The organism is Streptomyces sp. NBC_01723 (assembly GCF_036246005.1).
Taxonomy (GTDB): Bacteria; Actinomycetota; Actinomycetes; order Streptomycetales; family Streptomycetaceae; genus Streptomyces.
The window spans coordinates 536,848-548,663 of record NZ_CP109171.1; the positions used below are offsets into that span (position 1 = coordinate 536,848).

Annotated in this window: 9 protein-coding genes and 1 riboswitch; of the genes, 4 read left to right on the forward strand and 5 right to left on the reverse strand. The window is 73.3% G+C overall.

Annotation, left to right across the window (positions count from 1 at the left end):
* The first annotated feature begins 7 nt into the window (after positions 1 to 7).
* Positions 8 to 286 (forward strand): hypothetical protein, encoded by a 279-nt coding sequence (locus OIE75_RS02450; protein ID WP_329469299.1) that lies wholly within the window; start codon positions 8 to 10, stop codon positions 284 to 286.
* A 233-nt stretch (positions 287 to 519) separates the two neighbouring features.
* Here the strand turns inward: OIE75_RS02450 and OIE75_RS02455 are convergent, their stop codons facing one another.
* A complete protein-coding gene (locus tag OIE75_RS02455) occupies positions 520 to 1,566 on the reverse strand; it encodes a YihY/virulence factor BrkB family protein (RefSeq protein WP_329469302.1) in 1,047 nt (348 codons plus the stop codon).
* A 242-nt stretch (positions 1,567 to 1,808) separates the two neighbouring features.
* On the reverse strand, positions 1,809 to 2,621 hold the full coding sequence (locus tag OIE75_RS02465; RefSeq protein ID WP_329469303.1) for an AraC family transcriptional regulator: 813 nt from the start codon (positions 2,619 to 2,621) through the stop codon (positions 1,809 to 1,811).
* A gap of 85 nt (positions 2,622 to 2,706) precedes the next feature.
* Between OIE75_RS02465 and OIE75_RS02470 the strand changes: the two genes are divergently transcribed.
* On the forward strand, positions 2,707 to 3,501 hold the full coding sequence (locus OIE75_RS02470) for a sulfite exporter TauE/SafE family protein (RefSeq protein ID WP_329473920.1): 795 nt from the start codon (positions 2,707 to 2,709) through the stop codon (positions 3,499 to 3,501).
* A gap of 47 nt (positions 3,502 to 3,548) precedes the next feature.
* Here OIE75_RS02470 and OIE75_RS02475 read toward each other — a convergent pair whose 3' ends face one another.
* A complete protein-coding gene (locus OIE75_RS02475; protein WP_329469304.1) occupies positions 3,549 to 4,478 on the reverse strand; it encodes a GNAT family N-acetyltransferase in 930 nt (309 codons plus the stop codon).
* Between the two features lie 172 nt (positions 4,479 to 4,650).
* On the opposite strand from OIE75_RS02475, the gene OIE75_RS02480 reads away from it, so the two are divergent.
* Both OIE75_RS02480 and metE read left to right on the forward strand, forming a co-directional pair.
* A complete protein-coding gene (locus OIE75_RS02480) occupies positions 4,651 to 5,085 on the forward strand; it encodes a hypothetical protein (protein ID WP_307009244.1) in 435 nt (144 codons plus the stop codon).
* 73 nt (positions 5,086 to 5,158) lie between these two features.
* A riboswitch (cobalamin riboswitch) is annotated at positions 5,159 to 5,378 on the forward strand.
* Positions 5,379 to 5,540: 162 nt separating this feature from the next.
* Entirely contained in the window at positions 5,541 to 7,853 is a 2,313-nt protein-coding gene (gene metE / locus OIE75_RS02485; protein WP_329469305.1) for a 5-methyltetrahydropteroyltriglutamate--homocysteine S-methyltransferase, read from the forward strand.
* A 63-nt stretch (positions 7,854 to 7,916) separates the two neighbouring features.
* Here metE and OIE75_RS02490 read toward each other — a convergent pair whose 3' ends face one another.
* Together OIE75_RS02490 and OIE75_RS02495 are read right to left on the reverse strand one after the other, a co-directional pair.
* A complete protein-coding gene (locus OIE75_RS02490; protein ID WP_443078438.1) occupies positions 7,917 to 9,737 on the reverse strand; it encodes an RICIN domain-containing protein in 1,821 nt (606 codons plus the stop codon).
* Between the two features lie 93 nt (positions 9,738 to 9,830).
* Complete coding sequence (locus OIE75_RS02495) at positions 9,831 to 11,630, reverse strand: glycoside hydrolase family 35 protein (protein WP_329469309.1); 1,800 nt, start codon at positions 11,628 to 11,630, stop codon at positions 9,831 to 9,833.
* Between the last annotated feature and the right edge of the window lie 186 nt (positions 11,631 to 11,816).

Consider the following 11,816-nt stretch of genomic DNA (forward strand, 5'->3'; position numbering starts at 1 on the left):
CGGCCGGATGGGCCCCGAGATCGCCGCCACGAACTACGGCGTCCTGACCGACGCGATCGGCTGGGGACTGGACGAGATCGAGGGCGACCGGCTGGAGGAGATCGTCACCGCTCATCCCCGCGGGGATCTCAAGAAGGAATTCCTGGAGGCATTCGTCGAGGGCCTCAAGGACCGCCCCGACACCACCTACGGGACCATCAACGCGGATGTCCTGGAACACTTCGTCCCCGGATTCCAGCGGCCTTCCATGGTCGAGCGCGTCAGGAACGCGCCGTGGCCGCGATGACGCGCCGTGGCCGGATCACCCACCCGCCTGCCGTGCGCCCCGACGACGGGCGAGCCGTCTTCTTCCCCGGCCGCACGATCATCCGTGTCGCGCCGAGCTGAACGGGACGAGCGAACGATCGGCCGAGGTGCCGTTCGTGGAAGGCCGGGGTGACGACACGAGCCCACCGGGCTGCATCGACCACCCGGCAATAGGTCGATGGAAGCGCTCGCTTGAGGGGCACGACGACCGCACTACGAACCGCGGCGCGGCCTCCCCGCCGACATCGTCGGCTGATCCCCGTCCATGCGCCGCCGAGGCGGTGGGCCGGTGGGCCAGGGCCCGGAACCCGGATCCGGATGCACGGGCCCGGTGACGCCGGCTCGGGCGGCCTCCAGTTGGGCCGCGAAGGCCACGCCCAGGAAGAGCGCGACGCCCGCCAGGTTGGCCCAGAGGAACAGGGCCATCAGGGCGGTCAGCGGCCCGTACAGCGACCCGAAGGACACGCTGTACCCCACGTAGAGGGCCAGCAGCCAGGTCGCCGTGATCCACAGGACGAGCTGTACCGCGGACCCGAACACGAGCCAGGTGTAACCCGGTTGGTCACGCCGGGGTGCCCACCGCAGGACGACGGCCGATGCCATGCAGGCGAGCGCCACGCCCACCGGGACCTTTGCCCAGTTCCACCAGCTCAGCCACTCCCCCGGACAGTCGAACACCTCCGTCACCGCCCTGCCCACCGCTCCCCCGGCCACCGTCACGAGGAAGCCGAGCACCAGCGGCCCGCCCGCACCGACCGCCAGCAGCAGGCTGCGGGCGTACTTCTCCCAGAACGGCCGGTCGCGTTCGATGCCGTAGATGCGGTTGCACCCCCGCTCGATCTGGCCCATGGCCGACGCGAGGTTCAGTACGGCGAAACCGAGGCCCAGCCACATGGCCACGGTGCCCGCCGTGTCGGCACCGGCATGCGTGCGGGTCGCCAGCAGTCCCTCGCGCACGAGATCGGCGCTGGCCGGCGGAACGATCTCGCTCAAGGTCAGTTCGATCAGCCGTCCGACGCTCTCTGTGTGGGTGGCCGCGGAGACCCCGACCAGGGCGATGGCGAGCGGGACCATCCCGATGACCAACTGGAAGGCGAGGGCCCGCGCGAAACTGAATCCGTCGGCGTACCGGAAGCGCAGGAACGCGTCGGTCACCAGCCGGCGGCCCCCGTAGGTGCGCAGCGCGGTCCACGCTTCGTCTCCGGACAGCTCGTCACCGATCATGTCCCTTGTCTGCGGTACGTGCACCACGGTTCCCATGCAGGAGATGTGCTCCGCCGGCCCGTTTCCATGCCGTCGGCGCCCTCGTGCGCAGGGCGCTGTCCTTCGGCGGCGGCAGACAGCTCCGAACGCGAGCCATGTGCTTCGCCGGCGCGGGGGATGCGGCGTCGATGACGGCACCCGGTTCGAGCACGTCATGACACGCCTCGGCGTCAACCGTTCCGGGCCCGGCCGCCCCGGGACCCGACCCGATCGGGTCCTCGCGGACAAGGGCTACTCGTCTACGGCTCCGACCGCCCCGACTCCGCGGACACGACCTGACGGCGTGCCCGGTGACTCGCCGTGAAGCGGGACGGCGGGAGGCCGAAGGTGCGGGTGAAGGCGGCGGTGAACGCCGCGGGTGAGGCGTAGCCGAGACGGCCGGAGACCTCGGTCACCGACGCCGTGCGCAGCAGTGGGACGGCCGCGAGCAGGCGGGCTCGGGCCCGCCAGGCGGCGGGGCTGTCGCCCGTCTCGGAGCGGAAGCGCCGGGTGAAGGCCCGTTCGCTCATGGCCGTCCGCGCCGCCCACTCGGCGTTGGTCGCGCCGGCGTCCGGGCCGGCCAGATAGGACCGGCAGAGCGCCGCGAGATCGGCGGAGGCGGGGATCCCGACGTGGAACGGCAGTGGGGTCCGCGCCGCGATCTCGTGCAGCAGCAGGGATGCGATACCGCCCTCCCGTCCGGAGAGGGTGTAATCGGCCTCGAACTCGACCGCCGCGAGCAGCAGTTCACGCAGCAGGGGTGGCACGTCCACGACCGTGCAGGTGTCCGGCCACCAGGGCACCGCGTCCGGCTCGATGTACAGGCTGCGCGTGCTCACGCCCAGCATGCGCACCCGGTGCCGGGTGGCGGCCGGGATCAGTACGGCGCGCTCGGGCGGAACGGTCCAGGTGCCGTCGGCGGTGTCCACGACCATGACTCCGGTGGCGCCGTACAGGAACTGCGCCCGCCGGTGCCGGTGCCAGTCCAGGACGTGGCCGGGCGGGTAGTCGGTGCCGATCGGCAGCACCGCCCGGTCCACGTGGTCGACGTCGGCCAGGGGGACGTTCTTCACGCCGTCACTCTACGGGCCGGGACGCGAAGGAATCGTGCCGGGCATCGCATGCGGGCGGCCGTCGGCGGCTGGTGGGGTGGTCGTCGTGGATCTCTTGGCGCTGCTCGGTATCGGGCTTCTCACCGGTGTGACGACCGTGCTGTTCGGGTTCGGCGGTGGGTTCGTCGCCGTGCCGGTCGTGGTGTGGGCGGACTCCGCCCTGGGCGCGGACGCGATCCGGGTGGCCACGGCCACCTCGGCCGTCGTCATGGTGGTGAACGCCGGGTTCGCCACGGCCGTCACGCCGCGCCGGGTGCTGGCCGCGCTGCGCGGCAGCGGCCCGCTGCTCCCGGTGCTCGCGGCAGGATCCTCGGCCGGCGCGCTCGCCGCGCGGGTGGCACCGGCCGCCCTGATCCGCTGGGCGTTCGTCGCCTACGTCGCCCTCACCGTCGTGGACCTGCTGCTGCGCCCCGGTTTCCTGCGCCCGCGCGCCCCGGCCGGGGTGGCGGCCGACGGCGCACCCCGTCCGCTGCCCGTCGTCGTCGGCGTTCCGGTCGGCGCGGTGGCGGCCTTCCTCGGGGTGGGCGGCAGCGTGCTGACCGTCCCGGCGATGCGGCGGGCCGGGCACACCATGCGGGTGGCGACCGCGCTGGCCAACCCGCTGACGCTCGCCATCGCGCTGCCGGCCGCCGTGGTCTTCCTGGCCGGTGCCCAGGGCCTGGCCGGCGCCCACGCCCACTTGGTGGGTCTCGTGGACCTCCGTGCCGCCGCCGGACTGCTCCTGGGCGCCCTGCCGGTGATCGCGGTGCTGCGGCGCCGCCCGCCCCGCATCCCGGACCGCGTCCACGCGTGGACGTACGTGGCGCTGCTCGGTGCGGTGACGGTCGCGATGGTGCTCTGACACGCTCGGCCGACGGCACGGACCGCCCCCCGCTGTCGCACCGGGCGTCAGCCGATGACGGACTCCCAGGTGTCGACCGCGAAGTGGACGGTCATGCCGTTGCGGCCGTAGAGGCGCGGTGCGCCGGTGGCGTTGGCCGTGTCGACCCCGAGGCCCACCGTGTCCCGGCCCCGCGCGGCGAAGTGCGCGAAGGCGTGCCGCAGGAGGAATCCGCCCAGGCCCCTCCCCCGTGCCTCGTCCAGCACGCCGAGGGCGCGGATCCAGCCCATGGCCTCGCGGTCGTCCCGGGCCAGCAGGAAACCGGCGTCCCCCAGGTCTTCGGTGGCGGCGATCCACACCAGGGACCAGTCGAGCCCCTCGGCGTCGATGTCGCCGAGCCAGAGCCGGTAGGTGCGCGGCTGGAAGTCGAAGTGCCCGGCGAACGCCCGCTGGTACAGCTCGTGCACCCGGACACGGTCCGCCTCCGTCGCGCAGGCGCGCACGCTCACCCCGGCCGGTGCCCGCGGCGGCAGGTCGGCCGCCGGGTCCACCGCCCGGCGCAGGACGTGGTGGGACCGGACGACCCGCCATCCCCGTTCCGCGAGGAGCGCGGTGTCGGTCGTGGGCCGGGCGTTGAGGTGCAGGTGGACGACGGCCCGAGCGGCCCCGTTGGCCCGTGCCTTGGCGAGGGCGCGGTCCTCCATGGCGGCCAGCAGCCGCAGGCCGGTGCCCTGGTGGCCGGGGAGCACGTAGTGGTCGATGTCCACGCGCTCGCCGCCGGACTCGTCCCACAGCAGCCCGTACGCCACGAGCAGGCCGCCGTCGAAGGCGAGCCACGAGTCCCGGGTCAGATCCGTCCCGGGATGCTTCAGGTCGGCCTCGACGGTGTGCTGGTCGGTCTCGGGGCGGCCGATCTCGATCCGGTCGATCTCGTTGAGGAGCTGGGTGATGGCGGGCGCGTCGGCAAGGGTGGCCGGCCGCAGGTCGGCGGTGGACATGAGAGCAGAATCGGGGGCGTCGGCGGGTACCCGCAACGGAATTTCCGCCCCTCCACACCGCCGAGGGCCCGCCCCGGACGCGGACCGGCGCGATTGGTGGACGTAGGTCCGCGAACCGCGGGCATACGGGTGTCCTGAGGACCTTCTCCGTCGCCGACCACGGGAGTCTCCTGTGACACCGAGCCTGCGCACCGCACGCGGGTGCCGTGCCGCCGCCGTTCTCCTGCTCGCCGCCGCCTGGTACGGGGGCAGCCACCACCCCTGGCTCGCCCTGCCCGGTCTGTACGCCGCGGGGGTCATGGCCTGGTGCGCGGCCCGGGAGGGAGCCGAGCACCGGCGCCGGACCGTCCTGGCGCGCCGGGCCGAGATCCTGGCCCGCCCGCCTCACCGGCAGCCGGTCCCCCTCGCCCCCTGCTGCGCCTTCTGGCGGCACTCCGACGGCGCCGTGCACGGCCCGGAGTGCACCCGACCCGCCGCCGCCCGCGTCGCCCTGGGCGCCGACTGCTGCGAGGTGTGGTGGACCTCGCTGGGCTCGGCGCACGACACGGCCTGCCCGCGGCGCGCCGACACGCCGGAGCGGGACCGGAACACCTGGGCCCAGCAGTAGTCCGCCGGCGGCGTGTCCCGTCGCACCGTCCGCATGCCGGACGGGACCGGCCGGTCCCGGGGCCGGCCCCGGTAGGGTGAACGGTGCAGCTGGTTCGCCCCGTCCGCCAGGCGGGATGCGTCGCAAGAGGGAACCCGGTGGGAATCCGGGACTGCCCCGCAGCGGTGAGTGGGAACGACCGCCGTCATACGCACTGGGTCCGGTGAGAGGGACCTGGGAAGCGACGGCCAGTAGGTGTCCTTCCGGAGGACGTGCCCGCGAGTCCGAAGACCTGCCAACTGCCCGCGTACGGACGACTCGTGCGCGGACATCCCGGTGACCTCGTGGGCGGGTCGGCGTACACACCTGGCGGACGACGGCGCCCCGCGCGGTTCGTGCCGCCGGGTTCCCGTCACCCTTCGCGCTCTCGTCCCGTCGCCGGGATCTCAGGGATTCGTCTCGCGAAGGAGATCTCCGTGAACCGTACGTCCGCCCCCGTGCACGCCACCGTGTACGGCTATCCGCGCCAGGGCCCCGACCGGGAACTGAAGAAGGCCGTCGAGGGCTACTGGAAGGGCCGCGTCACCGCCGACGCCCTCCACGCCACCGCCGCCGGGCTGCGCGCCGGCAACTGGCGTCAGCTCGTCGAGGCCGGTGTCGACGAGGTGCCCACCGGCGACTTCTCGTACTACGACCACGTGCTGGACACCTCCGTCATGGTCGGCGCCGTCCCCGCGCGGCACCGGGACGCCGTGGCCGCCGACGCGCTCGACGGGTACTTCGCCATGGCGCGCGGCACCCAGGACGTGGCGCCGCTGGAGATGACCAAGTGGTTCGACACCAACTACCACTACCTCGTGCCGGAGTTGGGTCCGGACACGGTGTTCACCGCCGACTCGGGCAAGCAGGTCTCGGAGCTGCGGGAGGCACTCGCGCTGGGTCTGGCGGCCCGCCCGGTGCTCGTCGGCCCGGTCACCTACCTGCTCCTCGCCAAGCCGGCGCCCGGCGCCCCCGCCGACTTCGAGCCCCTCACCCTCCTCGACCGACTGCTGCCGGTGTACGCGGGGGTCCTCGCCGACCTGCGCACGGCCGGCGCGGAGTGGGTGCAGCTCGACGAGCCGGCCCTGGTCCAGGACCGCACGCCGGCCGAACTCAACGCCGCCGCCCGCGCCTACCGTGATCTGGGCGCCCTCACCGACCGGCCCCGGCTGCTGGTCGCCTCGTACTTCGACCGCCTGGGCGACGCCCTGCCGGTCCTGGCCAAGGCGCCGGTCGAGGGACTGGCGCTGGACTTCACCGAGGCCGCCGCGGCCAACCTGGAGGACCTGGCCGGCGTGGGCGGTCTGCCCGGCAAGCGCCTGGTCGCGGGTATCGTCAACGGCCGCAACATCTGGGTGAACGACCTGTCCCGCTCCCTGGCCACGCTCGGCACCCTGCTCGGTCTGGCCGACCGCGTGGACGTGTCGGCCTCCTGCTCCCTGCTGCACGTGCCGCTGGACACGGCGGCGGAGCGGGACATCGAGCCGCAGATCCTGCGCTGGCTCGCCTTCGCCCGGCAGAAGACGGCGGAGACCGTCACCCTCGCCAAGGGCCTGGCCCGAGGCACGGGCGCGATCGCCGCCGAACTCGCCGCGAACCGCGCCGACCTGGCCTCCCGCGCGGGCTCCCCCATCACCCGGGACCCCGCCGTCCGCGCCCGCACCGGCGCGGTCACCGAGGCCGACGCGCGCCGCTCCCAGCCGTACCCCGAACGCGCCGCCGCCCAGCGGGCGCACCTGCGGCTGCCGCCGCTGCCGACGACCACCATCGGCTCCTTCCCGCAGACCGGCGAGCTGCGCACGGCCCGCGCCGACCTGAGGGCCGGGCGGATCGACACGGAGGGCTACGAGGAGCGCATCCGGGCGGAGATCCGGGAGGTCGTCGACTTCCAGGAGAAGACCGGCCTGGACGTGCTGGTGCACGGCGAGCCCGAGCGCAACGACATGGTCCAGTACTTCGCCGAGCGGCTGACGGGGTATCTGGCCACCCGGCACGGCTGGGTGCAGTCCTACGGCACCCGCTACGTCCGTCCGCCCGTGCTGGCCGGTGACGTCTCGCGCCCGGAGCCGATGACCGTGCGCTGGACGACGTACGCCCAGTCCCTCACCGGCCGCCCGGTCAAGGGCATGCTCACGGGTCCGGTCACCATGCTGGCCTGGTCCTTCGTCCGCGACGACCAGCCCCTCGCGGACACCGCCCGCCAGGTCGCCCTCGCCCTGCGCGACGAGGTGGCCGACCTGGAGGCCGCGGGGACCTCCGTGATCCAGGTCGACGAACCCGCGCTGCGCGAGACCCTGCCGCTGCGGTCGGCCGGCCGGCCCGCCTATCTGGAGTGGGCCACCGCGGCCTTCCGGCTCAGCACCGGCGGGGTGCGTCCCGACACTCAGATCCACACCCACATGTGCTACGCCGAGTTCGGTGACGTCGTGGGGGCCATCGACGACCTCGACGCCGACGTGATCAGCCTGGAGGCCGCCCGTTCCCACATGCAGGTCGCCCGCGAACTGGCCTCCCACGGCTACCCGCGGGAGGCCGGGCCCGGTGTGTACGACATCCACTCGCCCCGTGTGCCGAGCGCCGAGGAGGCGGCGGGACTGCTGCGCACCGGGCTCGCGGCGATCCCGGCGGAACGCCTGTGGGTCAACCCGGACTGCGGTCTGAAGACCCGCGGCTGGCCCGAGATCCGTTCCTCGCTGGCGAACCTGGTCGCCGCCGCCCACGCGGTCCGCGGTGAGCTGTCCGCCTCCTGACCGGAGCGTGACGGCGGGGCCGGGACACGAGCGCGTGTCCCGGCCCCGCGCCACACCGTCACGTCAGCCGGCCCGCCCCGTCGGGGTGAGGGTCAGCGTCTGCTCTCCGGGGCCGCGCCGACCGCCGACCCGGTCGCCGGTGCTGTCGGTCCAGGAGCGGACGGGCGTGGTCTCGGCGCGCCGGTGGGGGTTGCCGGAGACGCCGATCACCAGGCCGCTGTAGCGGTTGACCAGCCGGTACGTGCCGTCGGCGGTGCCGTCGGCGGAGGTGCCGGGGATGACGAACCACTGCTGTCCGACGGAGGGTCCGCCGCTGCCGGGGCGGGTGACGGTGGGCTTGGTGCCCCAGGCCCGGCCGGCCGTGGTGGTGGAGTCGACGCCGAGCAGCCTGCCGGTCGCGGCGTTGGCGATGCGGTAGGAGCCGTCGCCGTTGCCGGTGAAGACCCACTCCGCCGGCCCGGACGGCTTCGGCCCGCGCACCGACGTGGTGGCGGAGCCGTGCGCGCTCCTCTGGGCGAGGGCCCAGCCGTCCGCCCCGGTGATCCGGTACGTCTTGTCCACGTCGACCGGTGCCGCCGGGTCGGAGGTGCCGATGGTGATGTCGACGTACTCGGAGACCTTGCCGTCCGAGCAGCCGAAGGAGCAGTACGAGCGGAACGACTTGCCGACGATGCCGGAGCCGGTCCTGTTCACACCGTCGAGGAACCAGCGGTACCAGGACGCGTTGGTGTGGTCGCCGGTGTCGCCGACCGGGAACCACTTCTGCGTGGCGAGGTCGTCGGTGGCGTAGAACTGCTGCGGGGCGTCGCCGCTCTGGTCGACCGCCTGGGGTTCACCGATGTACAGGCCCAGGTGGGCGTTGTAGGTGATGTCCATGACGAACAGGGGCGAGGTCGGGGGCATCCGGCCCGCGGCCACCTGCTCGTCGACCTTGCCGGGAGTGGCCGGGTCGTACTCGTCCGCCGCGGGCGTGTAGCCGGTGTCCCCGGAGCCGCCGACGGGCACCATGTTGCTCTCGCGGCCCCCGACGCCGGGCTCGGACCAGGCGCCGTCGTACCACTTCTGCCAGGTGCCGGGCGCCATCTTGCCGGACATCGGCGCGCGGGCCACGTGGGCGTGGAACGCCTTCCAGCTGCCGCCCTTGTCCACGATCCGCGAGCCGTAGTAGACGTAGAAGTACCCGGAGGCGGTGTCGGCGAACAGGCGGGGGTCACCGTCGCCGTAGTGGTAGGTCTGCTGCGGGAACGCCTCGGTGTCACCGCGCTTCGTGCTGTACGGCGAGGTGATGACGTGGTCCTCGATGGACCAGGTCCGGCCCTTGTCGCGGGAGACCGCCAGGTCGATGCCGTCGTAGTGAAGGCCGTCGGCGAAGGGCTGGGGGGTGAACTCGTTGTGCACCAGGCCGTACCAGTCGCCGGTGTCCGGGTCCACCCACACACCGGCCAGGTCGCAGTAGTTCTTCTGCGCGTAGTGCGAGCCGGCGGGCGGGAAGGTGGACTCCTTTCCGGTCGGGCTGTTGTTGCACCGCCAGGTGGTGTCGTCGTTGCGGTCCCTGGGCTCGTCGGGGTCGACGGCGTCGCTGATCGCGTCGGACCGTTCGGCGGTGTCGAGGTCCGTGCCGGTGTAGAAGCTCCAGGCACGGCTGTCGTCGGCGCCGTACAGCGCGTGGGCCTGCTGGTAGTAGAAGGTGCCGTCCTTGTCGATGTAGGTGGCGGCCGGGGTGTCGTCGGGCCGGGTCCAGGAGCCCTTGTCCCCGACGGTGACGGTGTAGGTGGTGCCGGGGTCGGACGCCGACGCGGGCGGGGAGCCGAGGGACGCGCCGCCGGCGAGGGCGAGCGCGGTGGCGACGGCCGCGAGGGCGAGTCTGTTCCGGGGAGCGGTCAACCGTGACACGGGTACTCCTCAACTCGTGTTGCTACCAGTGGGGGTTGGTGAACTGAGTGCGGTGTGCGGGCCGGTGATCGGAGGCGGGCGCGGTCAGTCGAACGTCTCGACGTATTCCTCGGCCGGTCCGAGGTCGGGGCGGTCCACGAGGGCGACGTGGTCGCCGAGGCGTTCCAGCTCCAGGACGGTGAGAGTGTTGGGGCCCGGGCGGAGGAGGGGGCGGGGCAGGTACAGCGTGGTCTGGGGGCCCGCCTCCCAGTAGCGCCCGAGCAGCATGTCGCCGACCCAGACGAAGCCCTTGGCGAATCCGGGCAGGGTGAGGAAGGTGTCGGCGGGTTCGGGGACGTCCAGCACGGCGGTGGCGAACCCGGCCGTGCCGCCGGGCCCGGCGGCCGACGTGGCGCGGGCGATGTCGTGCGGCGACCACTCGTCCAGCGGGAGCGGGTGCATGGTCCAGCCGTGCACGAGCCGGCGCTCCACCCGTACGCCGCCGAGGATGCCCTTGCCCTGGCCGAGGAGCGGCCCGTAGTTGATCCGCCCCTGGTTCTCCACCAGCAGCTCCAGCCGGACGCGCGCACCGGTGCCGGTCAGGGGGAAGGAGGCGGTCTCGCGGTCGAGTACGGCGACGGGCACGCCGTCGGCGAACACCTGGGCCCGGTCGTGCAGGCCGGTCACGGTCACCTCGTGGCGGCCGGCGGGCAGCAGTGGGTGGGCCGTGTAGAGCACGAGGCCGGCGGACTGGCCGAGTTCGTCGAAGCCGAGCGGCACGGGCGCGTGCACGGGCTCGGCGGCGGCGCGCACTCCGTCCAGCAGGGCGGCCCGCCGGGTCACGGGCAGCGTCGCGGGCGGCAGCAGGGGCGGGTCGGCGGGCAGGGGCCGCGGGCGCGCCCGGACGCCGGGCACGGTGGCGAACCTCTCCCGCAGTGCGTGGAACTTGGGGGTGAGCGCGCCGTGTTCGGCCACCGGGGCGTCCGAGTCGTAGCTGGTGACCGTGGGTTGCAGGGACTCCCCGTCGTGGTTGGCGCCCGCCCACAGGCCGAAGTTGGTGCCGCCGTGCGCCATGTAGAGGCTGACCGAGCCGCCCGCGTCGAGGATGTCCCCGACGTCCCGGGCGGCGCTGTCCGAGGTCCGCACGTGGTGCTTCTCACCCCAGTGGTCGAACCAGCCGTTCCAGAACTCGGCGCAGAAGAAGGGTTCACCGGGCCGGCGTGCGCGCAGGAGTGCCGCCGCCTCCTCGGGTCGGGAACCGAAGGTGGCGGCCGCCAGTTCGCCGGGGACGCTCCCGCCGTCGAGCATGAGCGGGGTGGGACCGTCGGCGGTGTAGAGCAGTTCGGTGATGCCGCGGTCGGTCAGGGCGTCCCGCACCCAGCGGACGTAGTCGTGGTCGTCGCCGTAGCTGCCGTACTCGTTCTCGATCTGGACGGCGACGACCGGTCCGCCGTGTACGGCCTGGAGTTCGGCCAGGCGCGGGACGAGCGCGTCGAACCAGCGGCCGACCGCTTCCAGGTAGGGGCCGTGGCTGGTGCGCAGCCGCATGCCGGGGGTGCCGGTGAGCCAGGCCGGCAGCCCGCCGTTGTCCCACTCGGCGCAGATGTAGGGACCGGGCCGCACCATCACGTCGAGGCCGGTCCGCTGGGCCAGCCGGGCGAAGCGCGCGATGTCCCGCCACCCGTCGAAGTCGGCCTCGCCGGGGCGGCGTTCGTGGAAGTTCCACGGGACGTAGGTGTCCACGGTGTTGAGCCCGAGGGCCGCCAGCCGGTCCAGGCGGTCGGCCCACTGCTCCGGGTGGACGCGGAAGTAGTGCAGCGAGCCGGACAGGACGCGGTGCGGGCGGCCGGCGCGCAGGAAGGTGCCGTCGGCGTGGGTGAGTGCGGGCGTGCGGGGGAGGGTCACTCGACGGCTCCGGTGGTCGTGCCGGCCCCGCCCCGGTTGTTATCGATCCCTGGGCGAAGGCGGGTGCTGTCCCGCTTGACTATGACAGAGAATGTTATCGATGCCAACGGGCTCGACGAGCACGGCCCTGGGCCCGGGAAACACAAGGTGACAGCTCATGTCAGCGATATCATCGACCAGGAGGCA